The organism is Faecalibacterium intestinale, from assembly GCF_040096575.1.
Classification (GTDB): Bacteria; Bacillota; Clostridia; order Oscillospirales; family Ruminococcaceae; genus Faecalibacterium; species Faecalibacterium intestinale.
In genome coordinates this window covers 297,921-323,311 of sequence record NZ_JBBMEN010000001.1, presented here as the reverse complement: position 1 = coordinate 323,311, position 25,391 = coordinate 297,921, and the positions used below count along the sequence as shown (strand labels likewise).

Here is a 25,391-nt window from a genome sequence, read left to right as displayed (position 1 = left end):
CCGGCAAGATAGTATTTTTCCTCTTTACTTTATCACAGATTCTCGGTATACTAATGAAGTATCTGTGTATAAACTGTGTCTTTTGGCGGGGCTGAAAATGCACGCCGCCGGGACATTATCTGCTATGACGGAAACCCTTGAACGAGAGGAACTTAGAGAATGATCACGACTGATGAACTGAAGGTGCAGCTGGCCGAGCACGCCAAGGCCGTTAAGGATCTGGAAGAAGCACTGGCCATTGAAGCAAGCCGCAAGCGCGTGCAGGAGCTGGAGCACACCATGTCCCGCCCCGGCTTTTATGACGATGCAGAGCTGAGCAAAAAGGTGTTTGACGAGGTCGGCGACCTGAAGGGCAAGCTGAACCGCTTTGAAAAGCTGCAGGGTCTGTACGACGACGCCGAGACCATGCTGGAAATGCTGGACGAGGAGTACGACCCCGCCATGGTCCCCGAAGCCGAGGAGGCTGTGAACACCGTGGGCAAGGCTGTGGAGGAGCTGCAGCTGATGACCATGCTGAACGGCGAGTACGACCACAGCAATGCCATCCTTACCTTCCACGCAGGCACCGGCGGCACCGAAGCACAGGACTGGGCCGAGATGCTGTACCGTATGTATAATAAGTGGGCACAGGCACACGGTATGACCGTGGAGGTGCTGGACTATCAGGACGGCGACGAAGCCGGCCTGAAGAGCGCTTCTATGATGGTCAAGGGCGCCAACGCCTACGGCCTGCTCAAGAGCGAGAACGGCGTGCACCGTCTGGTGCGGGTCTCTCCCTTTGACGCTAACGCCCGCCGCCAGACCAGCTTTGCTTCTCTGGAAGTCATGCCGGAGCTGGACAATACCATTCAGGTGGACATCCGCCCCGAGGATATCGAGATGCAGGTGTACCGCTCCTCCGGTGCCGGCGGCCAGCACATCAATAAGACCTCTTCCGCTGTCCGTCTGATCCACAAGCCCACCGGCGTCGTGGTCAGCTGCCAGACCCAGCGCAGCCAGTTCCAGAACCGTGACTACGCCATGGAAATGCTGAAAGCCAAGCTCTACCAGATCGCCAAGCAGCAGCACATGGATAAGATCGACGACATCAAGGGCGTGCAGAACGAGATCGCATGGGGTCACCAGATCCGCAGCTATGTGTTCATGCCCTACACCATGGTCAAGGATCACCGCACCAACTACGAGACCGGCAACGTGGATGCCGTGATGGATGGCGATATCGATGAGTTCATCTTCGCCTACCTCAAGGCCGCCAGCCGCGGCGAGCTGCAGGACGCATAAGCGCCCGCTCTTTTACAGATTTGGCAGAAAGGCTGCTGCACAGTGTTTTGTGCAGCGGCCCTTTTTGCGGTATGCGCGGCAGGGACAGACTGAAATCAGGATATCTCTTGATTTATCCCCTGAAAAGCGTATAATAAAACAGTACACAAGACGTTAAAGGAGGATTCCTGTATATGGAACGCACCTATATCAATGAGGCTCAAAAGGCCATCGGCGGCACGGTGAAGGTGCAGGGCTTTATCGAGAACCTGCGCAACAGCAAGTATATGGCATTTATCGTGCTGAAGGATATTACCGGCAAGCTGCAGATCACGGTGGAAAAGGCCGACCACCCCGAACTGGTGGATACCATCGACCAGCTCACCCCGGACTCTGTCATCACCGTTACCGGCAAGGTGATGGAGAACGACTACGTCAAGATGGGCGGCGTGGAGATGATCCCCGAGAGCATTGAGGTGGAGAGCACCGCCGATGCACTGCCCATCGTCCGCAAGGAGATCGCCGCCACCAAGAAAAAGAAGGCTGTGGAGCGCTCCAGCATCGACCAGCGCATCGACTACCGCTGGATCGACCTGCGCACCGACGAGAACCAGCTGATGTTCAAGGCACAGAGCTGCTTTGTCAACGCCATGCGCAAGTTCCTGCTGGACCGCAACTTCATCGAGATCCACACCCCCAAGCTGATCGCTGCTGCCAGCGAGAGCGGCTCTGAGGTGTTCAAGGTGGACTACTTCGACCGCAACGCCTATCTGGCACAGAGCCCTCAGTTCTACAAGCAGATGGCTATGGCTGCCGGTTTTGAGCGTATCTTCGAGACCGGTCCCGTGTTCCGCGCCGAGAAGAGCTATACCAACAAGCACGCTACCGAGTTCTCCGGCTTCGATCTGGAGTTCAGCTACATCACCTCCTTCAAGGACGTGATGAAGATGGAAGAGGAACTGCTGACCGCCGGTCTGCAGGCTGTTAAGGACAGCTATGGCGACCAGATCAAGGAGCTGTTTGGTCAGGAAGTCATCGTGCCCACCACCCCGTTCCCGGTGGTCAAGTTGGCAGACCTGTACAAGGCGCTGGAGGAAGAGTTTGGCTACACCGTGGACGAGAGCGAGAAGGGCGATCTGACCACCGAGGCCGAGCGCCTGAGCTACGACTGGGTCAAGAAGCACTACGGTCACGAGTTCCTGTTCATCACCGATTACTCTGCCGAGAAGCGCGCCTTCTACCATATGCGCGATGAGAACGGCGTGCCGCAGGGCTACGACCTGATCTGGCGCGGTGTGGAGATCACCACCGGTGCCCAGCGTGAGCACCGCTACGAGGTGCTGAAGAAGCAGGCTGAGGAAAAGGGTCTGGCCGATGATGTCAAGTTCTATCTGGAGTTCTTCCAGTACGGCTGCCCGCCCCACGGCGGCTTCGGTCTGGGCATCGACCGTCTGACCATGCTGCTGTGCGGCCTGAGCATCAAGGATGCCGAGTTCCTGTTCCGCGGTCCCAACCGCCTGACCCCGTGATTTTATAAAACTTTTCCGAGAGCTGCTATGTGTTTTGCATAGCGGCTCTTTTTTGAGTCCCGTGAAAAGGCAATTGAGGAAAATCGCAGATTTTCCTCAATTGCAATTATAAAATTTTTTCCGCTGTCTATGCCCAGAACAAAGCGGAGGGCATTTAAGATCGTCCCGGCATAATAAGCGCTCCCTTTTCATACGATACAACGAGCACACCCACCCCTACGGGCGCGGTGCGCAGCGCAACAGGAAGGGGAGAAGGACCTTGGAGAAACAGGAACAGAACAGCATCTGTCGCGAGATCGGCGCACGCACCGGCGGGGATATCTACATCGGTGTGGTGGGCCCGGTGCGCAGCGGCAAATCCACCTTTATCAAGCGGTTCATGGAGCAGCTGGTGCTGCCCGCCATGTCCGGCTCTGCCGCCGCCCGGGAACGTGCCCGGGACGAGCTGCCGCAGTCGGCAGCGGGGCGCACCATCATGACCACTGAGCCAAAATTCATCCCGGAGACCGCCGTGCCCCTGCAGCTGGAGGGCGGCGGGGCGTGCCGGGTGCGGCTGATCGACTGCGTGGGCTACATGGTGGAGGGTGCCATGGGGCACGAGGAGGACGCAAAGCCCCGCATGGTCAAAAGCCCGTGGTTCGAGCAGGAGGTGCCCTTTGACCTTGCCGCAGAGACCGGCACCCGCAAGGTGATCTGTGAGCACTCCACCATCGGGGTAGTGGTCACCACCGACGGTTCGGTCAGCGACATCCCCCGGGCGGGCTACGCAGAGGCTGAAAGGCGGGTCATCACCGAGCTGGAAGCGCTGGGCAAGCCCTATATCATCCTGCTCAACAGCACCCACCCGGACGCGCCGGAGACCCGGCAGCTGGCTGAGGGCATGGCGCGGGACTACCGCCGCACCGTGCTGCCGGTGAGCTGTGTGGACTTGGACGCCGCCATGCTGGGGGAGATCCTGCGGCGGGTGCTGTACGAGTTCCCTGTGCAGGAGCTGGATTTTGCTCTGCCCCGCTGGGTGACCATGCTGGAATCCGGGCACTGGCTGCAAACGCAGGTATACGCAGCCGCCATGCAGCTGGCAGAGCGGGTGTCCCGCATGAAGGATCTGCCCGCCGGAACGGACGCTCCTGCGCTGGAATGCGAGGCTGTGCAGCGCTCGGCGGTGGCAGGGGCAGACCTTGCCGCCGGCAGTGTGCGGGTGAGCGTGGAGCTGAAGCCGGAGATCTTTTATCAGGTGCTCAGTGAGCAGACCGGGCTGGACATCGGGGATGAAGCCGGGCTGATGCCCTGCATCATGGAACTTGCCCGGGCAAAACGCGCCTACGAGAAGGTGCGCAGCGCCTTGGAGCAGGTGGAAGCTACGGGCTACGGCATCGTGATGCCCTCCATCGACGAGCTGCATCTGGAACCGCCGGAGATCGTGCATCAGGACGGGCGCTGCGGGGTGCGGCTGCAGGCCTGTGCGCCCTCTATCCAGATGATGAAGGCCACTATCCATACGGAACTGAGCCCCATCGTGGGCACCGAGAAGCAGAGTGAGGACTTGGTGCAGAGCCTATTGGCCGACTTTGCGGACGACCCGGTGCAGCTGTGGGAGTCTAACATTTTCGGCAAAAGTCTGCACGAGCTGGTGAACGACGGTTTGCAGAACAAGCTGCTGCACATCCCGCAGGAAGCCCGCACCCGCCTGCAGGAAACGCTGGAGCGGGTCATCAACGAGGGCTGCACTGGACTGATCTGTATCCTGATCTAGGGCGTATCTGAAAAAATCCCCGCTCGCCGTAAGGTTTGCTTACAGCGGGCGGGGATCGTTCTGTCTTATTTTTCTTCCTCGGTCAGCTTGTTGATCAGCAGCTGATAGATCTCGTTGCCCTTCAGGATGAACTGCTTCTTCACCAGTTCGGCGCTCAGCCGGTCGGGTGCGCCCAGTTCCAGGCAGAACAGTTCGCTGTCCAGCCCTTTTACGGTGCAGCGCACGGTGCAGTGGCCGTCCGCCTTTTCGGTGATGCGTGCACTGTACTTGGCCTCCTTGCGGGCCCATGTCTGGCAGCGCAGCACGGCAGCCACCGCCCGCTCCCGCACGCTGCGGGGCAGATCGTAGGCCAGCTCCTGCGCCACCTTGCGGCCCTTGTCAGTAATGGCATAGCTGTCGCCGGTCAGGGTGACCAGCTCCTGCTTTGTGATATCGTCCAGACAGGAGCCGATCTCAAAATAGTTGACAAGGGCTTCCTCCATCAGGGCGTTCTCAATCTCCTGCCGGGTAATGGGACCGGCGTTTTTCACCAGATAGCACAATAGCAGCCGGATCTCGGTGCTGCTGGTCAGGCCGCCGGGACGGACACCGGCGGTAAAAGCATCATTGGCGCTCATCGTTCCTTACATCCCCCTTGCGCTTTCACATGGTATCAAAGGCCTGCGCCGCTGCGGAAAGGGCGGGCAGCGGGCAGACAAAAACTCTTTCTATTAGTATAAAGGCTTTCAGCCCGGATTGCAAGCCGCAACGGCAAAATCTGTCTCAATGCGCTTGGGACATTCCGGTGTGGAGTACACCCACCGGTCCAGATGCCCCTCGGTGACAAAGTACCGCAGCTCAAACCGGTGGGACTGGCTCAGGGCGTGGTTCACGATGACCAGCTTGATCTTCATCTTCTCCGGCAAAATGTTTTTGATGTAGACGCTTACCGCCTGCCCGGGAGCAAGACCGGTGCAGCTTTCCGCAAGGCCGGCAAGGTTCGGCGCGATCTCTACAAAGGTGCCGTATTCCTCCACGCTGCGCACGATGCCCACCACCGTTTCGCCTACGGTGAACCGGGCGGCATTCTCCGCCCATGTGCCCAGCAGCTCCCGGATGGTCAGCACAAAGCGCCCCTGTGCGTCCCGGTTTTTGATGGCGCACAAGATCTGCTGCCCTACGCTTACCCGGTCGGCAGGGGAGGAGATGCGGCTTACCGACATACAGTCGATGGGCAGCAGGGCGCTGATGCCGCAGCCTACGTCACAAAACGCGCCGAACGGCTCGATGTGGGTCACTGTGCAGGGCAGGATGTCCCCGGGCGAGAGGGTGTCCAGATACTCTGCCTTGCACAGCTGCTGCGCCTTGGCGCGGGATAGCCGGTAGCAGGGCGCACCGTCCTCGTCCGTTTCCAGCCCCTCGATGACAAAGCAGGTGGGGCGTCCCACCCGGGTCAGCACCGCAATATCCCGCACGGTGCCGGTCTCGGCACCGTCTGCGCACTGGGCAAAGGGCATCACCGCCTTTACGCCGCCTAACTCAAACCGCAGCTGCCGCCGGGTGTCAAAGGCAAGGGCGGTGGCCTGCAAAATCTCGCCGCTGGCCATGGCAGCCCGCAGTTCGGCAGGGGACAGGCGGGCGGCAGAACGGTAACTGTTTTCGGTACGATAAGCTTGCATCATGTTTCATTCCTCTTTCTATATAGTTTTCGGGTCTCTGTGCGATGCTACAACGATATGCAGCAGTGTGCGCAGATATTTGCATTTTGTGCGGCTTTGCATTATACTATATCTGTATGCGCTGCACCCGCTATGCGGGCGGCGGCACACACTGGCTCTGCCGGGCGTCTGCGCGGCAGAAAAGAAGGGAGAGGTCGGATAAATATGGACATCGCTGTGGGAGATACCATCCTCACCCGCAAAAAGCACCCCTGCGGAGCATCCAGCTTCGAGGTGCTGCGGGTGGGCATGGATTTTAAGATCCGCTGCACCGGCTGCGGACGCGAGGTCATGCTGCCCCGCGCCAAAATTGAAAAGAACATCAAAAAGGTGGTAAAGCCCGGCAGTGCGCAGTAGCGCAGCCAACGCACCCGAACCGGAACGAATTTGTAAGGAGAACTGCAAGAATGCAAGATATTTCTTCCCGGATGGATGCGGTCTGCCGCCGCTTTGAGGAGCTTTCCATGCGGCTGAACCAGCCCGATACCGCCGCCGACCCGGCACTGTTCCGCAAGCTGATGCGGGAGTATCACGACACTGAGCCGGTGGTGGAGGCTTACCGGGACTGGCAGACCGCGCTGGATCATCTGGCGCAGGCCAAAGCTCTGCTGGAGGAGTCCGGAACACTTGACCCGGACTTCAAGCAGATGATACAGCAGGAAATCAGCGAAAAAAGTCAAGATGTGGCAAAGCTGGAAAATAATCTCAAAATTTTGCTGTTGCCCAAGGACGTGAACGATGGCAAAAACGTCATCATGGAGATCCGCGGCGGTGCCGGCGGCGAGGAAGCCGCCCTGTTTGCCCACAGTCTGCTGCGGATGTACACCATGTACGCCCAGAACCGCGGCTGGACGCTGGAAGTGCTCAACCTGAACGAGACGGAGCTTGGCGGCGTAAAGGAAGCCATCGTCTCGGTGGACGGCGCAGGTGCGTATAACCGCCTCAAGTACGAGAGCGGGGTGCACCGGGTGCAGCGTGTGCCGGAGACCGAAACCCAAGGCCGCATCCACACCTCAACCGCCACCGTGGCGGTAATGCCGCAGGCAGAGGAGGTAGACTTTGCGCTGGACATGAAGGATCTGCGCATTGACACCTTCCGCTCCTCCGGTGCGGGCGGTCAGCACATCAACAAGACCTCCAGCGCCATCCGTGTGACCCATATCCCTACGGGTACGGTGGTGGAGTGCCAGAACGAGCGCAGCCAGTTCCAGAACAAGGATAAGGCGCTGGAGATCCTGCGCAGCCGGTTGCTTGCGCAAAAGCAGAAGGAGCAGCAGGACGCCATCAACGCCCAGCGTCAGGGGCAGGTGGGCACCGGCGACCGCAGCGAGAAGATCCGCACCTACAACTTCCCGCAGGATCGCTGCACCGACCACCGCATCGGCCTGACCGTCCACAATCTGGAAAAGATCATGGACGGTAATCTGGACGAGGTGATCGACGCCCTTGCCACCCGCGAGCAGACCGAAAAGCTGCAAAAGCTGGGTGGATAAGCGCCGGTTCAGCAGATGCAGAATGACCGTAAAACGATAGAAAAGCCTGACAAGCAACTATACTTTACAGATAGAAAGAACGATGATTCGTATGGAAATCAAAACCAGAGTTTTACCTGCCGATGAAGCAGGAGTCGCCGAGGCCGCACAGCTGCTGCGGCAGGGACAGCTTGTAGCCCTGCCCACCGAGACGGTCTACGGCATTGCCGCCGATGCCCGCAACGGCGCGGCGGTGCGCAATATCTTTGTAGCCAAGGGACGCCCGCAGGATAACCCCCTCATTGTCCACGTCACCGGGCCGGAGATGCTGCCGGGCCTTGTCAGCGAGGTGCCGGAGCGCGCCCAGCTGCTGATGGCAGCCTTCTGCCCCGGCCCACTGACCATCATCATGCCGCGCGGGCCGGAGGTGGCAGATGAATGCTGCGCCGGGCTGGATACCGTGGGCATCCGTATGCCCAGCCACCCGGTGGCGCGGGCAGTCATCCAGCAGAGCGGCTGCGCCTTTGCCGCCCCCAGCGCAAACCTTTCCGGTAAGCCCAGCCCCACCAACGCACAGGACGTGTTCACCGATATGGACGGCCGCCTGCCGCTGATCTTGGACGGCGGCGAGTGCGATGTGGGTGTGGAGAGCACTGTGGTGTCGGTGGTGGGGGAGAAACCCACCCTGTTCCGCCCCGGCCACATCACGCTGGAGGACTTGGAACGCGCCCTCGGCGAAGAGGTAGAGGTGTCCAAGGCCATTCTGGAAAAGCTGCCGGAGGGCGCTGTGGTGCGCAGCCCGGGCATGAAGTATAAGCACTACGCCCCCAAGGCCGATGTGACCCTGCTCAACGGCACCTTTGAGCAGTTCAAAGCCTATGTGGACGCCCATAAAAACGAGAACCCCAGCTGCCTGTGCTTTACCGGCGAAAGCGCAAAGCTGGATGTGCCCTGCGTGGAATACGGCCGCGAGGGGGACGGTGCCGATCAGGCAAAGCACATCTTCCGCTCCCTGCGGGCGTTGGATGAGCAGGGCGACGGCGTGGTCTACGCCCGCTGCCCGCAGAAGGATGGCCTGTCCATGGCAGTGTACAACCGCCTGATCCGCGCCGCCGCCTTCCGGGTGATCGACCTATGATAACTTTAGGCATCACGGGGCGCAGCGGCTGCGGCAAGTCCACGGTCACGGCGGTATTTGCCGCCCACGGCGTGCCGCTGGCCGACGCCGACCAGCTCAGCCGGGAAATTTTGTTGCCCGGCTCGCCGCTGCTGCCGCAGCTTGCGGCGCGGTTCGGCGGGGAAATCCTCCGCCCGGACGGTACGCTGGATCGCCGCCTGCTGGCTGACCGTGCCTTTGCCACCCCGGAGGGCAAGGCCGCGCTGGACAGCCTGACCCACCCCGCCATCGTGGCACGCATCCGCGCGGCAAAGCAGGCGGCACAGGCCGCTGGAGCGCCCCTTTTTGTGCTGGACGGTGCGGTCATCGTGGGCACGGCGGCGCAGGCCGAGTGCGACCGCCTGTGCGTGGTCACCGCGCCCTTTGAGACCAGCGTGGCGCGCATCGTGGCGCGGGACGGCATCTCGCCGGAGATGGCTGCCCGCCGCCTGAACGCCCAGACCCCGGAACAGACCCTGACCGCACAGGCGGACTACACCCTGCACAACGACGCCGGGCTGGAGGCGCTGCAAGCCGCAGCCGCCCGCCTGTGTGAGCAGCTGCAGGCAGAAGGGGGCGTGACGGCAGCACCTTGAACGAACAAAATTACGAAAAAACCTACGACCCCATCGCCGCCCGGGAGCGCCGCGCCGCGCGGGAAAAGCTGCGCCGCCGCAAACAGCAGCGCCGCCGTCAGCTGGTGCTGCGGCTGGCTGCGTTGTGCTTGGCTGTGGTGCTTACGGTGTGTGCCGTGCCGCCCCTGTGCAACCGGGCAGAGCGGCTTTTGTACCCCCGCAAGTACGAGCAGCTGGTGGAAAAATGGGCAGCCGCCTACGAGCTGGATCCGCTTTTAGTCTACGCCTTTATCCGCACCGAAAGCGGCTTTGACCCGCAGGCTACCTCCAGCGTGGATGCCCGGGGCTTGATGCAGATGACTGAGGAGACCTTTCTCTGGCTGCGCAGCAAAATTGCCCCGGACGAGCCGCTGACCTTTGCAGACCTGTACAGCCCCGATACCGCCATCCGCTTTGGGTGCTATTACCTGCACCTGTGTATGGTGCGCTACAAAGGGGATGTATCCACGGCGGCAGCGGCTTACCACAGCGGCTGGGGCACGGTGGATCAGCTGCTGCAAATGGAGGAACACTCCGCAGACGGGGAAACGCTGCAGGGCTTCCCCTATAACCAGATGCACCACTACGTCAACAAGATCACCGCCTGCTACCAGACCTATCAGCGTCTGTACGCAGGTCAATGATAAAAAGTTAAGGAGCAAAAAATCATGAGTGAGAAACTTACTGCAAAAGAGTACGCCGAAAAGCTGCTCTACACCCCCGAATACGCTGCCGACAAGCAGGCAGATGTAAAGGAAAAGGCTGCTGCCTTTGCCGAGGGCTACAAGAAATTTATGGACAGCGCCAAGACCGAGCGCGAGGCTGCCGTTGTCAGCGAGCAGATGCTGCTGGCTGCCGGTTACAAGGCCTTTGAGCCCAAAAAGGCCTACGCCCCCGGCGAGAAGGTCTACTTCATTCAGGAGAACAAGGCTGTTGTGGCGGCTACCATCGGCCAGAAGCCCTATGAGGAGGGTTTCCGTCTGGTCATCGCCCACATCGACTGCCCCCGTCTGGACCTGCGTCCCAACCCCCTGTACGAGTCTGACCACATGAGCTACTTCCGCACCCACTACTACGGCGGTGTGCGCAAGTACCAGTGGGCTACCATCCCGCTGGCCATCCACGGCGTGTTCACCCGCGCCGACGGCTCCAGCGTCAACTTTGCCATTGGTGAGGACGAGAACGATCCCGTGTTCTGCATCACCGACCTGCTGCCCCATCTGGGTGCCGAGCAGAACGAGCGCAAGCTCAGCGAGGGCATCAAGGGCGAGGAGCTGAACGTGCTCATCGGCTCTGACACCGTGGAGGAAGAGGACGTCAAGGAGGCTGTCAAGCTGAACACCCTCATCCTGCTGAACCAGAAGTACGGCATCACCGAGCGCGACTTCACCCGCGCCGAGATCGAGGTCGTGCCCGCTGCCAAGGCACGCGATGTGGGCTTTGACCGCTCCATGATCGGTGCCTACGGCCACGATGACCGTGTGGATGCTTACCCCGCACTGCTGGCCGAGATCGAGACCAAGGACCCTGTGCACACCACCATCTGCGTGCTGACCGATAAGGAAGAGATCGGCTCCGACGGCGTGACCGGTATGCAGAGTATGTATGTGTTCCACTTTATGCAGCTGCTCTGCCGCGCTGCCGGTCAGGACGATATCCTGGCCTTCCGCAACAGCGTGTGCCTGTCTGCGGACGTGACCGCTGCCTACGACCCCAGCTGGGCAAGCGCCTTTGAGAAGCAGAACGGCACCTACGCCGGCCGCGGCATTGCCATCTTCAAGTACACCGGCAGCCGCGGCAAGAGCTCTGCCAGCGACGCCAACGCCGAGCTGGTGGGCGACATCACCCGTATGCTGGATGCCAACAACGTGGCATGGCAGATCGGCGAGATGGGTCGTCTGGATCTGGGCGGCGGCGGCACCATTGCCAAGTATGTGGCAAACCGCGGCATCAAGGTGCTGGATCTGGGCGTGCCCGTGCTGTCCATGCACTCTCCCTTCGAGGTCATCCATAAGACCGACCTGTACATGGCTTACCGCACTTTCTCTGTGTTCTGCCAGTCTGCTGACTGATCCCCCGCGCTGACGGATATTTTGCATTAAAAAACCGAGCTGCCTGCACATTTTTGTGCGGCGGCTCGGTTTTTTTGCGCAAAAGCCTTGACCTTCAACTGGCTTTAAGGTGTAATGTAAGGGCGGAGGTGAAGCAAATGAACATCAAACAGGCTTCCGAACAAAGCGGCGTGTCCGCCCCGAACATCCGCTTTTATGAAAAAGAAGGGCTTCTCACACCGGCACGCAGGCAGGGCAATGACTACCGCGATTACACCGCTGGGAATGTCCGCACGCTTAAACTTATCCGTATGCTGCGGATGCTGGATGTGCCGCTGCCTACCATCAAAGCGGTACTGCGCGGGGAACAGCCCCTGCAACAGGCGCTGCAAGCCCAGCAGACCGTGCTGGAGCAGCAGGCGGCGCAGCTGGCGGCAGCCATGCAGTTCTGCGCCGACCTTGCCCGGCAGGCTCCGCAGATGGACACGCTGGACGTGGACGCCTGCCTGACCCGCATGGAAAGCCCCGCCCCGCAGCAGGGCTTCTTCTCCGGCTGGCTGCAGGATTACTGCACGCTGACGCAGGTGCAGCATCAAAAGCACTTTTTCTTTATCCCGCAGGGCAGCATCAACACCCCGCAGGAGTTTACGGCGGCGTTGCAGACCTATGCAGAGGAAAAGGAAATACAGTTCACCCTGACCAAAGAGGGGATGTACCCGGAGTTCTCGCTGGATGGCATTCCATATAAAGCCTACCGCAACCCGGGCAAATACCGGGACGAGATCTGCTGCGATGCCATGCACCCCGAGCAGCTGGACGCAGGACTGCCGCCCCGGCGGGAGAAACTGCTGCGCATCCTGCGCATCGCTGTGCCGCCGGTGTGCACCTTTGCCGCCATTATGGCGGCGGGGTGGCTTGTCACCGGCGGTGCAGGCTGGCTCTGGCTGGCGGTGCTGGTCTCTGCCGGAGTGCTGCTGGGACGCTGCTTTGAAAAGTGGCTATAAGGCGCGTTACCCCAGCGGCAGCGTCTCGGCTACGGTCAAAAAGGTGTAGCCGTTGTCTGTATACCACCGGATGATATCCGGCAGTGCCTCGGCGGTGGTGCGGGTGGTGGCAGAGTCGTGCATCAGCACCACACAATGGGTCTGCTCGCCGGTCTCCCGCACCACATTGCGGTAGATGGTATCTGCACTGGGGTGCCCGCCCACGGCGTCTTCGGCGCAGACGTTCCAGTCCACCCACTGCCAGCCGCGCTGCTCTACCTCGGTTTTCAACTGCGGCATCAGCCCCTTGCCGCCGTAGCGGCGGCTCACGGTGTTGGTGCTGCCGCCGGGAAAGCGCAGGTACCGGATGTTCTCGGCGTCCACATAGGGGGCAATGCGCTCCTTCAGCAGGGTGATATCCTTCCAGTAGGCGGCGCTGCTGCGGTAGATGTCGCTGTATTCGTGGGAGGCAGAGTGCAGCGCGATTTGATGCCCGGCGGCAGCGGCCTGCGTGAGCAAAGGCAGATATTTCTCGTTGTAGCCGGTAGCTACCACAAAAAAGGTGCCGTGCACCCCGGCGGCATCCAGAGCCGCCAGCACCTCCGGGGTGGTCTTGCTGGGACCATCGTCAAAGGTCAGGCAGACCCATTTTTCCGGCAGGGAAGGGGCTGCGGGCGTACCGGCATCGGATGCAGCCACCACCGGCGCAGCAGGGGAAAAGGGGCTGAAGTCCGGCGCGGCGGTCAGCTCGTTCAGCTTGCAGCCCGCCGGTGCGCGTACCGGTACCAGCCACCCCGCCGCAAACGCTGCCAGTGCTGCTGCCAGCAGCCCGCCCCATAGCCCGATGCGCCCGCCGGTGCGCCGCACAAAAAGTTTCATATACAAACACCCCTCCTTTGCTCTGGGCGCAGCGCCGCAAACAGGCTTTCCGCGCACAAATGACCTGTGAAATTGCCCGGAAAGCTGCCTTTGCGCGCGCGTTGCGCTGCTATTATAGATATGAAACTTAAAAAAACTTATGAGAAACAAAGAAACCACTTGACGAATTGCCGGAAATGTGTTACTATATGCAAGCAGTCCGCACCAACGGTTTTCTACCTCAAAAACCGGAGAACTGTACAACAGGTATGCGAGGGTGGCGGAACTGGCAGACGCGCACGTTTGAGGTGCGTGTGGTTTATCCTTGGGGGTTCGAGTCCCCTCCCTCGCACCAGAAGGCAAGTCGGTTTTTGACTTGCCTTTTTTCTATGAGCAGAAGTGGTGGAATGGCAGACACGCTGGTTTTAGGCACCAGTTCCTTGTGAGTGAGGGTTCAAGTCCCTTCTTCTGCATAACGTGAAAATCCGCATGAATACTGGAAAAATCAGTGTTCATGCGGATTTTTTGTATTTGCGGCTTATCAAATACTATCGAATACTAACTGATATTTGCACTTACTTGCTATCCGAAAGTCTGCAAAAAGTCTGCAAGCTTTACAGGGCAAATCTGCGTGAATCGCCCTTGAAACGACACGAATCGCCCCGGGGATGTGTTGACAGGCTCTTTTGCGGGATGGTATAATATTATTAGGAATAGTGTCGGTTTATATGGGAGCTGACACGCGGCGCTTGTGCACTTTTGCGGAACTTTGTGCATGGCGCTTCAGGATAAAGCCTTTGGAAGAACGTATTGTGAAGGGGTCTGGCTGCGGGGCAGTCGGAGGAAACAGCCTTATGATGAAGAAACGAAAAAATATCCTGCTCATAGCGGGGATGCTGCTGGCACTGCTGGTCGGCATCCTTGTTTACACTGATTATACGCAGGAGCAGATCTATCAGGAAAGCACGGAAAACCTGCTTTCCACCTATGGGCAGTCTGCCAAGACCTTTACCATGTTTGCGCAGCGCAACTGGAACATCCTGACCGACTGGGACAGCTATCTGGGTGCCCTTGCGGAGCGGGGAGAGCAGGAGGGGCAGTGGCAGGAGTATATTGCCCAAAAGGCTACATGGCAGTACACAGATTTTTACCTATTCAACGAGCAGTGCGAGTTCTGGACCACCGCCGGGCGGCAGGGCACAGCAGAGCATATGAGGGCGGCTTTTGAGGAGCTGTATACTGCAAACGAGCCGGTGATCACCAGCTACACCTCTAGTCAGGGCGTCCGTAAGATCATGTTTGCCATGCCTATGGAACAGCCCTTGCAGCTGGGTGACACCACCTATACGGCGCTGGCGGTCAGCTACGACAACGCCGTGCTGGAAAAGCTGCTGGGCAGCATGGTCTATGAGGGACAGAGCGATTGCTATATTGTGCGTTCAAACGGCGATGTGGTGCTTTCCACCGAGACAAAGACCGAGATCCCCGAGCAGATGACCAACCTGTTTGATTACTTGCAGCAGAACGCCCGTGTGGATAAGCCCTACTATGACACCATGGTGCAGACCCTGCCGCAGGGCGGCGAGGGCTGTGTGCTGTTCACCATGAACGGGCAGAAATATTACCTGATCTATCAGCCGCTGAGCATTCTGGATTGGAGCATCATCGGCATCGTGCCCACCGGGGTGGTGGATGCCGGGATGCGCCGGGTGCAAAACGCTACCATTTTAGTCATTGCGCTGCTGGGGCTTCTGATCATGGCAGGCGTGGTAAAGATCCAGCGTGACGCGGAGCGCAACCGCCGCAGGGAGCTGGAGCGCCGCCGGGAAAAGAGTGATATGATGTTTGCGGGCATGGCGCGCGTTGTGGAGCGTTTTGCAGTGTGTGATCTGGACCGCGACCGTTACCAGTACTACGAGCGGCACGGAGAAGCATTGTACCCGCCGGAGGGCTCTTACCAGCAGCTGCTGGAGCAGATATCGCGCAAGTATGTGGTGCTGACCGACAGCGAAAACGCCAAGATCACCCAGATGCTGGCACCGGAAAATCTGCGCAGGCTGATCAAAACGGACAACGACTCCCTCAAGCTGGAATACGCCGCCCGCGATAAAAGCGCGTTTTTCATGATGACGGTGGTTCCCATGGCGTGGAAGGGCGACCGCCTGACCCGCGTGATGATGATCGTGCAGGATATGGGAGAGCAGCACCTGCTGCAAAGCCTTGCCAACACCGATGGCCTGACCGGCCTGCTGAACAAGCGCTATTTTGACCGGGTACTGACCGTGCTGGAGCAGCACAGCCAGCCCTTTGCGCTGTTCTATATGGACTTGGACCGCTTCAAGCCGGTCAACGATACCTACGGCCATGATGTGGGCGATGAGCTGCTGAAGGGCGTTGCCCAGCGGCTGCAGAGCTGCATCCGCAGCCGGGATTACGCCTTCCGTCTGGGTGGTGACGAGTTCGCCCTGCTGCTGCTCGGTCCGATGACGCAGGAGACCTGCGCCCGCAAGATGGACATGATCTGTGAGATGATCGCCGTGCCCTACGAGATCGACGGCAATACCGTGAGCGTGGGTGCCAGCTGCGGCTACGCCCTGTACCCCGCCGAAAGCGTGGACGTGCAGCAGGTGCGCTGCATCGCCGACCAGCGGATGTACGAGAATAAGCAGGCAAACCACGCCAGACAGGACGGCGCGGAAGGCATTTAAAATTGTCTTACATAAAGCAAGGCCGCAGCACGGTATTTTGTGCTGCGGCCTTGCCGTTATATTATGCTATTACAGATGCAGCATATCCCGCTGGGCGGCAGCGCGGTAGCGCAGCGCAGCGGCGATAAAGCCCTTGAACAGGGGATGTGCGCGGTTGGGGCGGCTCTTGAACTCCGGGTGGAACTGTGCGCCCAGATGGAAGTCGCGACCGGGCAGCTCCACCGTCTCCACCAGATGGCCGTCCGGGCTTGTGCCGGAGATGACCAGCCCGGCGTCCTGCATCTCCTGCCGGAAGTCGTTGTTGAACTCATAGCGGTGGCGGTGGCGCTCCCAGATCTCGCTCTCGCCGTAGCACTCGGCCATTTTGGTGCCGGGCGCCACTGTGCAGGGATACTTGCCCAGACGCATGGTGCCGCCCTTGGGAATGTTGCCCTGCTGATCCGGCATCAGGGAGATGACGTTGTGGGCACCGTCCGGGGTGAACTCGCTGGAATTAGCGTCCTTGTAGCCCAGCACATTGCGGGCAAATTCAATGACCATGATCTGCATACCAAGGCAGATGCCAAAGCAGGGCACATGGTTCTCGCGGGCGTATTGGGCGGCTTGGATCATGCCCTCGATGCCGCGGTCGCCAAAGCCGCCGGGCACGATGATGCCGTCCACGTCTGCAAAAGCTTCCTTGCAGGCAGCCTGATCGGTCAGATCCTCGCTTTCCACCCAGCGGATCTCCACCTGACTGTCGTTCTCAAACCCGGCGTGGTACAAGCTTTCCATCACCGAGAGGTATGCATCGTGCAGCTTGACGTACTTGCCCACCAGTGCAATGGTGCAGGTCTTGCTGCGGGTGGCAATGCGGGAGACTACCTGCTTCCACTCGGTCAGGTCGGCGGGGGGAACATCCAGATGCAGCTGCTGCACCACCACATCGTCCAGACCGTTGGTGTGCAGCATCAGCGGGCACTGGTAGAGACTGGGCATGGTCAGGTTCTCGATGACGCACTCCGGTTTGACGTTGCAGAAGGTGCTGATCTTGCGGCGGATATCGCTGCCCACGCTGCCGTCTGCGCGCAGGATGATGATGTCGGGGCTTACGCCCATGCCCTGCAGCTCCTTGACCGAGTGCTGGGCGGGCTTGGATTTGTATTCGTCCGAGCCGGAGATGTAGGGCACCAGCACCACATGGATGAAGCAGCAGTTCTCCCGTCCCTGCTCCAGACCCACCTGACGGATGGCCTCAAGGAAGGGCTGACTCTCGATGTCGCCGGTGGTGCCGCCGATCTCGGTAATGACCACGTCCGCCTCGGTGGAGGAGGCCAGATTGTAGATGTAGCTCTTGATCTCGTTGGTGATGTGGGGGATGATTTGCACCGTCTGCCCCAGATAAGCGCCCTGACGCTCCTTGTTCAGCACGTTCCAGTATACCTTGCCGGTGGTCAGGTTGGAGTATTTGTTCAGGTTTTCGTCGATAAAACGCTCGTAGTGTCCCAGATCCAGATCGGTCTCGGTGCCGTCATCGGTCACGAACACCTCGCCGTGCTGCAAGGGGCTCATGGTGCCCGGGTCCACGTTCACATAGGGATCCAGTTTCTGGCTGGCCACCTTCAGGCCGCGGCACTTCAAAAGCCGACCCAGAGATGCAGCAGTAATGCCTTTGCCCAGACCGGAGACCACGCCGCCGGTCACAAAAATAAATTTTGCCATAAAAATATACCTTCCTCTGTCGTAAAATAAAACTCTCCTATAAAAGGCTCATTCCCGGCGCACCCCTTTCCCGGCGGGTGCGGGGCGAAGCCCTGCTTATTATTCGCTTCTGTCAGCGTACTCCTCCAGCACCTCCTGCGCCACCTCGGCGCGGTCGCGGCGGGTGTCCATGGCCTGTTTTTCAAGGTAGCGGTGCGCTTCGGCTTCGGTCATGTGGGCGTGCTCTACCAGACAGCACTTTGCCCGGCTGATCAGCCGCAGCTGCCCGATCTTGTCCTGCAGGCGGGCATTCTCCTGCCGCAGACGCTGCAGACGGTGGTTGCCGGCAGCCGCCATGTGCATGGCCTGCAAAAACAACGGGGTGGTGAAGGGCTTGCTCAGCAGCAGCACCCCCTGCTCGTTCAAGGGGGCAAGCAGCTGCTCGGACTGTGCAGCCTTTACCAGAAAGACCACACCGGCATCGGTCTGCTCCACAGCGGTGATGCACAATTCGTGCCCGAACTCATCGGGCAGGGGAGCGTTGACCACGATCAACTCAAAATCAGATTCCGACATTCTGCGCCGCGCCTCGGCTCCGCTGGGAATGATCACCGGGCGGCTGTAACCCATCTCGGACAGTCGCGCGGCGATATACTCGTTGGAGTTGGCACCGGCGCTTACGATCAGTGCGCGTCCCATTTTCCGCACTCCTTTCTCCTGCGCAGGCAGGGATCAGATGGCGTTAAAATAGTAGACGCGCTCGTGCTCGGCCTGGTCAGGCGCACTCCGCAATGCGGCGCAGCGCTTGAGCTCCTCCGAGAAATAGCGTTTAGAAAGCCCCTCCGGCAGCACCTTGCGCAAGAACTCGCTCTCCTCGGCAACCTGCACCGCCTCCTCAAGGGTGGCGGGCAGGGTCTCAAGGCCCAGTCCCTCGGCCTCAGCGGCATCGAACAGGTTGCGGTTCACCGGCGGGGGCAGCACCATGCGCTTTTCAATGCCGTCCAGTCCGGCGGCAAGGATCAGGCCAATGGCCAGATACGGGTTGCAGGCGGGGTCCGGGCTGCGCAGCTCCATGCGGCAGCTGTCGCCCTTGACCATGGGGATGCGCACCAGCTGGCTGCGGTTCTGGCGGCTCCAGCTCACATAGCGGGGCGCTTCGTCACAGCCAAAGCGCTGGTAGCTGTTGGGCAGGGGATTGGTGAACACGGTCAGCTCCCGGCTGTGTGCCAACACACCTGCCATAAAGCTGCCGGCTACGCTGTCCGGGGCAATATCGCCCTCAAACAGGTTTTTGCCGTCCATGTAAAGCGAGAGGTTGATGTGCAGCCCGCTGCCGGCCTGCTGGGGCAGGGGCTTGGGCAGAAAGCTGGCGTGCAGGCCGTTGCGCATGGCAATGGCACGGACGATCTGCTTAAAGGTCATTACGTTGTCGGCGGTTTTCAGCGGCCCTGCGTAGCGGCAGTCGATCTCGTTCTGGCCGTTGCCGCTCTCGTGGTGGCTGTGCTGGGGTGCCATGCCCATCTGCTCCATGGTCAGGCAGATATCCCGGCGCAGGTTTTCGCCCGCATCCAGCGGCGCAACGTCAAAATATCCGCCAAAGTCGATGGGAATGCAGGTGGGACGGCCGCGGTCGTCCTTTTCAAACAGATAAAACTCGCACTCGGTACCCACGTTGCAGGTAAGCCCCAGCTTTTTGAACTTGCGGTTCACATCCCGCAAAAAGCCCCGGCAGTTGCCGCCAAAGGATGCGCCGTCCGGCTTTTCCACATCGCAGAAGAACTGCATCACCCGCCCCTCGGTGGGACGCCACGGCAGGATGGTCACGGTGGAAAGATCCGGCCGCAGCACAAGGTCGCTTTCCTCAACATGCATAAAGCCCGCAATGGAGCTGCCGTCAAAGCATACGCCCTCTTCCAGCGCCTTGGACAGGTTGCTGGCCAGCACGGCAATGTTCTTCTGGGTGCCAAAAATATCGCAGAAGGCAAAGCGCACAAATTTGACGTTGTTGTCCTCCACGAAATCCAGAATATCCTGTTGGGTGGAATAGCTCATAAATAACCCCCCTTACAAAAAATTCATTTCAAGTAAAACGCCCAAAGGCCTGCCCTCAAAAAGGGAGCAGGTCTTTGGGCTGGTGTAAGAAATAGGAAAAGGAGAATGGCTAATTGATCCGGCAGCCGGCGGATGCTTATTTTTTACGTTGTCAGGAGACTATCAGACGTAGTAAAGCATCTTGCTGTAACTGGGCAGAGGCCAGTAATCCTCGCCGCAGATGGTCTCGGCATCGTCGGCAGCGGCACGCAGGGCGTCCATTACCGGGAGAACATTATCGTGGAAGGCAACGGCCTTCTCGCTCTCGGTGGGCAGTGCCTTTGCGGCATTCACGGCATCCTGCAGGGTGTCGATGGCATCGCTCATGGCATCGGCGTCAGAAGAAAGCTTTTCCAAAGTCTTGGTCTCGCTGCGCACGCTGATGTGCTCGCTGACAGCCAGCTTGGAGGCGGCGGTGTTGGCAACCTCGCTCATGTAGGCGTTGATGGCGGGCAGCAGCTGCTTGCGGGCCATCTCCAGCATGGTCAGAGCCTCGATGTTGATGATCTTGGAGTAGTGCTCCATCTCCACCTCGTAGCGGCTTTCCATCTCCACCTTGGTCAGCACGCCGAACTCCTCCATCAGGGCGATGTTCTTGGGCTCGACCAGTGCGGGCAGAGCAGCGGGGGTATTCTTCTTGTTGGGCAGGCCGCGCTTGGCTGCCTCGGCTTCCCACTCGGCGGTGTAGCCGTTGCCGTTGAAGATGACGCGGCGATGGTCGCGGATGGTGCGCTTGACCAGAGCGATGGCTGCGCTGGTAAAGTCCTCAGCGCCCTCCAGCTCGTCGGCGTAGCCCTTCAGCTCCTTGGCAACAGCGGTGTTCAGGATGGTGTTGCAGTCGCTCAGGTTCTCGGCAGAGCCGGGCATACGGAACTCGAACTTGTTGCCGGTGAAGGCGAAGGGGGAGGTACGGTTGCGGTCGGTGGTGTCCTTGCTGAACTTGGGCAGAACATCCACGCCCAGATCCATCTTCATCTTGACGGGGCCGGCATAGGGAGAATCGGATGCGATAGCATCGATGACGGCTTCCAGCTCCTCGCCTACGAAGATGGAGATGATGGCCGGAGGTGCTTCGTTTGCGCCCAGACGGTGATCGTTGCCCGGGGTGGCCACAGAGGTGCGCAGCAGATCGGCGTACTCATCCACAGCCTTGATGACAGCGGCCAGGAAGATCAGGAACTGCAGGTTTTCCATGGGGGTGTCGCCGGGATCCAGCAGGTTCTCGTGGGTGGTGCTCATGGACCAGTTGTTGTGCTTGCCGCTGCCGTTCACGCCTTCAAAGGGCTTCTCGTGCTGCAGGCAGACCAGACCGTACTTGGGGGCGATCTTGCGCATCATTTCCATGGTCAGCAGGTTGTGGTCGATGGCTACGTTGGTGGTATCGAAGATAGGAGCAAGCTCGTGCTGGCAGGGAGCCACCTCGTTGTGCTTGGTCTTGGCGGGCACGCCCAGCTTCCACAGCTCCTCGTCCAGCTCCTTCATGAACTCAGAAACCTCGGGACGGATGACACCGAAGTAGTGCTCCTCCAGCTCCTGACCCTTGGCAGAGGGAGCGCCGAACAGGGTGCGGCCGGTGAGGATCAGATCCTGACGTGCTTCGTAATCCTCCTTCTTGACCAGGAAGTACTCCTGCTCAGGGCCAACGGTGGTGGAAACGTAGTCCACATCCTTGCCGAACAGCTTCAGGATGCGGACGGCCTGACCGGACAGTGCGTTCATGGAACGCAACAGGGGAGTCTTTTTATCCAGAGCCTCGCCGGTGTAGCTGACGAATGCGGTGGGGATGCACAGCACGTCATCCTTCACAAAGGCGTAGCTGGTGGGGTCCCATGCGGTGTAGCCGCGTGCTTCGCAGGTAGCGCGCAGACCGCCGGAGGGGAAGGAGGAAGCATCGGGCTCGCCGCGTACCAGCTCCTTGCCGGAGAACTCCATGATGGCGGTGCCGTCGCCCACAGGGCTGACGAAGCCATCGTGCTTCTCACTGGTGATGCCGGTCAGGGGCTGGAACCAGTGGGTGTAATGGGTAGCACCCAGCTCCATAGCCCAGCGCTTCATCACGCTGGCGACAACGTTTGCCACCTCAATATCCAGCGGAGCACCCTTGTGCAGGGTGTTCTTCAAGCTCTTGTAAGTAGCGCTGGGCAGGCGCTCCTTCATAACGTGCTCATTAAAGACCTTGCTGCCGTAGATCTCCATAACATTTGCTGCCATAAATCCTACTCCTTACTTGATCTTACTTTTTTCGCCTTGGGTCTGCCGCAATGCAGAAACCCAAAGCTTGCTTACATCTTAACAAAAACGGCGCTGCGAGTCAGGAGGTGACCCACAGCGCCGTTGCTGTCTATGGCTAGATTATAGTCTTTGCGGGCAAAAAAGGCAATTGACAAAACTGACGATTCTGTACAAACACGATCCCGTATTTTTGGAACAACCGCGATTGGTATGACTTTTACGGGAGAAAAGCCCCTTTCAGGACAGCCTTTTTCAGTCGGAATGTGCGCAGAACGCTGTAATTGTTCTTTATTATAAAAGCGTCAGATGACCTGAAACAGGAAAAACTTGAGGTAATTCGTTTCCGGCACGCCCCACAGAATGGGATGATCCGGTGCCTGCTGCTTTACCTCGATCTGCCGCAGCTGCCGGTGGGCGTCCTTAGCGGCAGCGCGCAGCATCTTGATGAACAGCTCCTCGGTAGCAAAGTGGGAGCAGCTGGCAGTGGCCAGATACCCGCCCCGGGGCAGCAGCTTCATGGCGCGGTAGTTGATCTCCTTGTAGCCGCGCATGGCGTTCTCCACCGTGCGGCGCGCCTTGGTAAAGGCAGGGGGATCCAGAATGATAAAGTCGTAGGGGTGGCCCTCCTTTTCCAGCCGGGGCAGCAGGGCAAAGGTGTCCTCGCAGAGGAAATCCATGTTGTCGAGGTTGTTGCGCTCGGCGTTGCGCTTTGCCATGGCAATGGCTTCGGCGCTGATGTCGGCGGCGGTCACCCGGGCAGCCCCGCCCTTGGCAGCGTTCAAGGCAAAGCTGCCGGTGTGGGTAAAGCAGTCCAGCACGGTGTGCCCGGCGGCAAGGCGTGCCACAGCCCGGCGGTTGTATTTCTGGTCAAGGAAAAAGCCGGTCTTTTGCCCGTTTTCAAAGTCTACATGGTAGTACACGCCGTTTTCACAGATCTCGGTCTGGGTGGTTTCCGGGTGGCTCTCGCCGGGCAGGGCAAACCAGCCCTTGTTCTGTTCCAGCCCTTCCTTGGCGCGCAGGGCTTCATCGTTGCGTTCGTAGATGCCGTCAATGGTCTGTCCGTCTGCCCGCAGTACCTCGGCCAGCAGGGGGAAGAGCACCGGCTTCAGCTTTTCCATGCCCACGCTCAAAGTCTGGGTGACCAGAACGTTGTTGAACCGGTCCACCGTCAGCCCGGGGAACTGGTCTGCCTCGCCAAAAATGAAGCGGCAGGCGGAAAGGTCGGCGGGCTCCAGCACGGTCTTGCGGTAAGCCCATGCGTACTCCACCCGGCGCCGCCAGAAGGCGGTATCAAAGGTATCGTTGGCGTTGCGGGAGATCAGCCGCACCCGGATCTTGCTTTGCAGCGAGAGAAAACCGGTGCCGAGGTATGCGCCCTTGGGGCTGACCACATCCACCAGCGTGCCGTTTTCCGGCTCGGTGCCGGGGGCTTCCAGAATGTCGTTCTCGTACACCCAGGGGTGCCCGCCCACCAAAAGCCCTTCGGCGTGCTTGTTGACTTTATATACAGGATAAGTGCGTTCGCTTTTCATAAAATGCTCCTTCAACTAAGAATGCGCAAAATGATGCTCGTTCTGCTCTTTATCATAACATAAAAATATGGTAGAATAAATACAAAATTTTGCGGAAGGAAGAGAACGCTATGGAGATCGAACGCAAATGGATGGTGACCGGCTGGCCGGAGGGGCTGCCCCTTGAGGAAGAATTCACCATGCGGCAGGGCTATATCAGCGTGCAGCCCACGGTGCGCATCCGGGAGGAAGCACTGACCGGCGGCAGCACCGACTATATCCTCTGCTTCAAGTCCGCAGGGGGCTTGGCACGGGAGGAGATCGAGCGCAGCATCGATAAAGACCTGTTTGTGCAGCTGGAGGAAAAGATCATTGGCAAACCCCTGATCAAAAAGGTGCGCCGGAGCTACCGTCTGCCGGACGGCGCGGTGCTGGAGGTGAACCATGTGGACGAGGGCTTGCCCACAGCGTTCTGGTACGCCGAGGTGGAGTACCCCACGGTGGAAGCCGCGCTCCGCTGGCAACCGGAAGCCTGCGGCCTTGCGGCGTACCTCAACGATGAAGTGACGAACCAGCCCGGCCAGAGCATGGGCGCATACTGGGTGCAAACCAGAGGGTAAAGCCGATAATACTGTGAAGGGAATGACTGTTTACGAAAAAGATCAAGCTGAAGCTGGAGCTCCAGTATAACTCTCCGGTGATCCTTACCTTTTTTCTGCTGTCCATGCTGGTGCTGCTGGCAGATGGCTGGACGAACGGCTGGAGCACCATGAACCTGTTCTGCGTGTACCGCTCCTCGTGGCGGGACCCGCTGGGCTACATCCGGCTGTTCGGTCATGTGCTGGGCCATGCCAACTGGGAGCATTTTCTCAATAATATGCTGCTGCTGTTGGTGGTTGGCCCGCCCATGGAGGAAAAATACGGCAGCATCCCGCTGCTCAAGGGCATTCTGCTCACCGCGCTGGTCACCGGTGTGCTGCAATGCATCCTGTTCCCCAACACAGGGCTGCTGGGTGCGTCCGGCATCGTGTTCATGCTCATCATGCTCTCCTCGCTGGCGGGCTTCTCCGGCGGCATCCCGGTCACCATGCTGCTGGTGGCGGCGCTGTACTTCGGCCAGCAGGTGTACGATATCATCTTTGTGCACGATAACGTGGCAAACTTTATGCACATCGTAGGCGGCTTGTGCGGCACCGCCTTCGGCTATTACTGCGCCCTCCACCGCCACCCGGCGCGCAGCCGCAGATAAAAGAGAAGAATTATGGATAAAAACGGGATACCGGAGCGTCTGCGGACGCTCCGGTATCCCGTTTATACAAGAAAGAAAAATAATGAGTGCGACAAACTGGAAGTTATTTACTTCTCTTCATACTTTTTAACGATAACTAAACTATAAGCAGCCATAATTACAATTGTTTCCACCATCACACCAATAACCGACAACAGGACGTATGGTGTATTTTGACCTTCTAACAGCGGAATTCCTAATATAACAAAAATGATTCCATAGATTATAAACAATAGTCCGCTCGCACGATTGTAACCTTTCACATCTTTTACTTTTATTGTTTCGGTATTAGCCCAGAATCCAACGGGATTCTTAGAAAACATATCTTTTATTCCTAATCCAATTATAAACACTCCCAAAAGTGACCATATAACAAACCCTATCATATTGTTTCTCCTTACAAACCGCATTAAAACCATAATGAGACACATTTTTGTATTTCCCAAAATCGAGATTTACTAATTCTACAAATTTCGATTTGTTGAACTAAGCCGAGTATACCATACAA

22 protein-coding genes and 2 tRNA genes are annotated in these 25,391 nt (G+C 59.0%); 15 read left to right on the top strand and 9 right to left on the bottom strand.

Features of this window, described 5'->3' with window-relative positions; genetic code table 11:
- Window positions 1-159 precede the first annotated feature (159 nt).
- From prfB to spoIVA, 3 genes are all read left to right on the top strand, one after another.
- A complete protein-coding gene (prfB, locus tag WMO20_RS01510) occupies window positions 160-1,281 on the top strand; it encodes a peptide chain release factor 2 (protein ID WP_349185613.1) in 1,122 nt (373 codons plus the stop codon).
- A gap of 173 nt (window positions 1,282-1,454) precedes the next feature.
- Window positions 1,455-2,789 (top strand): aspartate--tRNA(Asn) ligase, encoded by a 1,335-nt coding sequence (gene aspS, locus WMO20_RS01505; RefSeq protein ID WP_349185612.1) that lies wholly within the window; start codon window positions 1,455-1,457, stop codon window positions 2,787-2,789.
- Window positions 2,790-3,048: 259 nt separating this feature from the next.
- Window positions 3,049-4,542: a stage IV sporulation protein A gene (spoIVA, locus tag WMO20_RS01500; RefSeq protein WP_112090084.1), complete on the top strand. Its 1,494-nt coding sequence runs from the start codon at window positions 3,049-3,051 to the stop codon at window positions 4,540-4,542.
- A gap of 65 nt (window positions 4,543-4,607) precedes the next feature.
- Here spoIVA and WMO20_RS01495 read toward each other — a convergent pair whose 3' ends face one another.
- Window positions 4,608-5,159: a DUF4364 family protein gene (locus WMO20_RS01495; protein WP_249241951.1), complete on the bottom strand. Its 552-nt coding sequence runs from the start codon at window positions 5,157-5,159 to the stop codon at window positions 4,608-4,610.
- Window positions 5,160-5,267: 108 nt separating this feature from the next.
- Window positions 5,268-6,203, bottom strand: a complete 936-nt coding sequence (locus WMO20_RS01490; protein ID WP_112090082.1) for a S1 RNA-binding domain-containing protein — start codon at window positions 6,201-6,203, stop codon at window positions 5,268-5,270.
- 201 nt (window positions 6,204-6,404) lie between these two features.
- On the opposite strand from WMO20_RS01490, the gene WMO20_RS01485 reads away from it, so the two are divergent.
- The 7 genes from WMO20_RS01485 to WMO20_RS01455 all read left to right on the top strand — a co-directional run bounded on the left by WMO20_RS01485 (window position 6,405) and on the right by WMO20_RS01455 (window position 12,536).
- Entirely contained in the window at window positions 6,405-6,596 is a 192-nt protein-coding gene (locus tag WMO20_RS01485; protein WP_005926458.1) for a DUF951 domain-containing protein, read from the top strand.
- 50 nt (window positions 6,597-6,646) lie between these two features.
- Window positions 6,647-7,732: a peptide chain release factor 1 gene (gene prfA, locus WMO20_RS01480; RefSeq protein WP_308564842.1), complete on the top strand. Its 1,086-nt coding sequence runs from the start codon at window positions 6,647-6,649 to the stop codon at window positions 7,730-7,732.
- Between the two features lie 91 nt (window positions 7,733-7,823).
- Entirely contained in the window at window positions 7,824-8,849 is a 1,026-nt protein-coding gene (locus tag WMO20_RS01475) for an L-threonylcarbamoyladenylate synthase (RefSeq protein WP_316540584.1), read from the top strand.
- Window positions 8,846-9,463 carry a dephospho-CoA kinase gene (gene coaE, locus WMO20_RS01470; protein WP_349185611.1) on the top strand — a complete coding sequence of 206 codons (618 nt, stop codon included), beginning with the start codon at window positions 8,846-8,848 and terminating at the stop codon, window positions 9,461-9,463. The genes WMO20_RS01475 and coaE overlap by 4 nt, the downstream gene beginning before the upstream one ends.
- The gene (locus tag WMO20_RS01465; RefSeq protein ID WP_349185610.1) at window positions 9,460-10,125 is read left to right on the top strand and encodes a lytic transglycosylase domain-containing protein; all 666 of its coding nucleotides are present in this window, start codon (window positions 9,460-9,462) and stop codon (window positions 10,123-10,125) included. Before coaE ends, WMO20_RS01465 begins: the two co-directional genes overlap by 4 nt.
- Window positions 10,126-10,149: 24 nt before the next feature.
- Window positions 10,150-11,553, top strand: a complete 1,404-nt coding sequence (locus WMO20_RS01460) for an aminopeptidase (protein ID WP_349185609.1) — start codon at window positions 10,150-10,152, stop codon at window positions 11,551-11,553.
- Window positions 11,554-11,690: 137 nt separating this feature from the next.
- A complete protein-coding gene (locus tag WMO20_RS01455) occupies window positions 11,691-12,536 on the top strand; it encodes a MerR family transcriptional regulator (RefSeq protein ID WP_349185608.1) in 846 nt (281 codons plus the stop codon).
- Between the two features lie 6 nt (window positions 12,537-12,542).
- Here WMO20_RS01455 and WMO20_RS01450 read toward each other — a convergent pair whose 3' ends face one another.
- Complete coding sequence (locus tag WMO20_RS01450; RefSeq protein WP_349185607.1) at window positions 12,543-13,394, bottom strand: polysaccharide deacetylase family protein; 852 nt, start codon at window positions 13,392-13,394, stop codon at window positions 12,543-12,545.
- Between the two features lie 250 nt (window positions 13,395-13,644).
- Here WMO20_RS01450 and WMO20_RS01445 point away from each other — a divergent pair.
- From WMO20_RS01445 to WMO20_RS01435, 3 genes are all read left to right on the top strand, one after another.
- A tRNA-Leu gene (locus WMO20_RS01445) sits at window positions 13,645-13,728 on the top strand.
- A 38-nt stretch (window positions 13,729-13,766) separates the two neighbouring features.
- Window positions 13,767-13,846: transfer RNA gene (locus WMO20_RS01440), tRNA-Leu, on the top strand.
- 381 nt (window positions 13,847-14,227) lie between these two features.
- A complete protein-coding gene (locus WMO20_RS01435) occupies window positions 14,228-16,081 on the top strand; it encodes a sensor domain-containing diguanylate cyclase (RefSeq protein WP_349185606.1) in 1,854 nt (617 codons plus the stop codon).
- Window positions 16,082-16,150: 69 nt separating this feature from the next.
- On the opposite strand, the gene pyrG is transcribed toward WMO20_RS01435, so the two are convergent.
- The 5 genes from pyrG to WMO20_RS01410 form a co-directional block, all read right to left on the bottom strand.
- Window positions 16,151-17,782, bottom strand: a complete 1,632-nt coding sequence (pyrG, locus tag WMO20_RS01430) for a CTP synthase (protein ID WP_308564828.1) — start codon at window positions 17,780-17,782, stop codon at window positions 16,151-16,153.
- 99 nt (window positions 17,783-17,881) lie between these two features.
- Window positions 17,882-18,460, bottom strand: a complete 579-nt coding sequence (locus tag WMO20_RS01425) for an ANTAR domain-containing response regulator (RefSeq protein WP_349185605.1) — start codon at window positions 18,458-18,460, stop codon at window positions 17,882-17,884.
- Window positions 18,461-18,493: 33 nt separating this feature from the next.
- Entirely contained in the window at window positions 18,494-19,813 is a 1,320-nt protein-coding gene (locus tag WMO20_RS01420) for a glutamine synthetase family protein (RefSeq protein WP_349185604.1), read from the bottom strand.
- 162 nt (window positions 19,814-19,975) lie between these two features.
- Window positions 19,976-22,063, bottom strand: coding sequence for a glutamine synthetase III family protein (locus WMO20_RS01415; protein ID WP_349185603.1), 2,088 nt, complete (start codon window positions 22,061-22,063; stop codon window positions 19,976-19,978).
- 323 nt (window positions 22,064-22,386) lie between these two features.
- The gene (locus WMO20_RS01410) at window positions 22,387-23,616 is read right to left on the bottom strand and encodes a class I SAM-dependent rRNA methyltransferase (RefSeq protein WP_349185602.1); all 1,230 of its coding nucleotides are present in this window, start codon (window positions 23,614-23,616) and stop codon (window positions 22,387-22,389) included.
- 110 nt (window positions 23,617-23,726) lie between these two features.
- Here WMO20_RS01410 and WMO20_RS01405 point away from each other — a divergent pair, with 110 nt between their 5' ends.
- Together WMO20_RS01405 and WMO20_RS01400 are read left to right on the top strand one after the other, a co-directional pair.
- Window positions 23,727-24,215: a CYTH domain-containing protein gene (locus WMO20_RS01405; protein ID WP_316540595.1), complete on the top strand. Its 489-nt coding sequence runs from the start codon at window positions 23,727-23,729 to the stop codon at window positions 24,213-24,215.
- A gap of 77 nt (window positions 24,216-24,292) precedes the next feature.
- Window positions 24,293-24,844: a rhomboid family intramembrane serine protease gene (locus tag WMO20_RS01400; RefSeq protein WP_349185601.1), complete on the top strand. Its 552-nt coding sequence runs from the start codon at window positions 24,293-24,295 to the stop codon at window positions 24,842-24,844.
- Between the two features lie 107 nt (window positions 24,845-24,951).
- On the opposite strand, the gene WMO20_RS01395 is transcribed toward WMO20_RS01400, so the two are convergent.
- Window positions 24,952-25,269, bottom strand: coding sequence for a hypothetical protein (locus WMO20_RS01395; RefSeq protein ID WP_097779079.1), 318 nt, complete (start codon window positions 25,267-25,269; stop codon window positions 24,952-24,954).
- Between the last annotated feature and the right edge of the window lie 122 nt (window positions 25,270-25,391).

Bases quoted from the DNA above. Each gene is read 5' to 3' on its own strand.
- WMO20_RS01425 (WP_349185605.1), bottom strand. From the start codon at position 18,460: ATGGGACGCGCACTGATCGTAAGCGCCGGTGCCAACTCCAACGAGTAT.
- prfA (WP_308564842.1), top strand. From the start codon at position 6,647: ATGCAAGATATTTCTTCCCGGATGGATGCGGTCTGCCGCCGCTTTGAG.
- prfB (WP_349185613.1), top strand. From the start codon at position 160: ATGATCACGACTGATGAACTGAAGGTGCAGCTGGCCGAGCACGCCAAG.
- WMO20_RS01420 (WP_349185604.1), bottom strand. From the start codon at position 19,813: ATGAGCTATTCCACCCAACAGGATATTCTGGATTTCGTGGAGGACAAC.
- WMO20_RS01460 (WP_349185609.1), top strand. From the start codon at position 10,150: ATGAGTGAGAAACTTACTGCAAAAGAGTACGCCGAAAAGCTGCTCTAC.
- WMO20_RS01495 (WP_249241951.1), bottom strand. From the start codon at position 5,159: ATGAGCGCCAATGATGCTTTTACCGCCGGTGTCCGTCCCGGCGGCCTG.
- WMO20_RS01485 (WP_005926458.1), top strand. From the start codon at position 6,405: ATGGACATCGCTGTGGGAGATACCATCCTCACCCGCAAAAAGCACCCC.
- WMO20_RS01435 (WP_349185606.1), top strand. From the start codon at position 14,228: ATGATGAAGAAACGAAAAAATATCCTGCTCATAGCGGGGATGCTGCTG.
- WMO20_RS01450 (WP_349185607.1), bottom strand. From the start codon at position 13,394: ATGAAACTTTTTGTGCGGCGCACCGGCGGGCGCATCGGGCTATGGGGC.
- WMO20_RS01475 (WP_316540584.1), top strand. From the start codon at position 7,824: ATGGAAATCAAAACCAGAGTTTTACCTGCCGATGAAGCAGGAGTCGCC.
- WMO20_RS01455 (WP_349185608.1), top strand. From the start codon at position 11,691: ATGAACATCAAACAGGCTTCCGAACAAAGCGGCGTGTCCGCCCCGAAC.
- coaE (WP_349185611.1), top strand. From the start codon at position 8,846: ATGATAACTTTAGGCATCACGGGGCGCAGCGGCTGCGGCAAGTCCACG.
- WMO20_RS01410 (WP_349185602.1), bottom strand. From the start codon at position 23,616: ATGAAAAGCGAACGCACTTATCCTGTATATAAAGTCAACAAGCACGCC.
- aspS (WP_349185612.1), top strand. From the start codon at position 1,455: ATGGAACGCACCTATATCAATGAGGCTCAAAAGGCCATCGGCGGCACG.
- pyrG (WP_308564828.1), bottom strand. From the start codon at position 17,782: ATGGCAAAATTTATTTTTGTGACCGGCGGCGTGGTCTCCGGTCTGGGC.
- WMO20_RS01405 (WP_316540595.1), top strand. From the start codon at position 23,727: ATGGAGATCGAACGCAAATGGATGGTGACCGGCTGGCCGGAGGGGCTG.
- WMO20_RS01490 (WP_112090082.1), bottom strand. From the start codon at position 6,203: ATGATGCAAGCTTATCGTACCGAAAACAGTTACCGTTCTGCCGCCCGC.
- WMO20_RS01415 (WP_349185603.1), bottom strand. From the start codon at position 22,063: ATGGCAGCAAATGTTATGGAGATCTACGGCAGCAAGGTCTTTAATGAG.
- WMO20_RS01395 (WP_097779079.1), bottom strand. From the start codon at position 25,269: ATGATAGGGTTTGTTATATGGTCACTTTTGGGAGTGTTTATAATTGGA.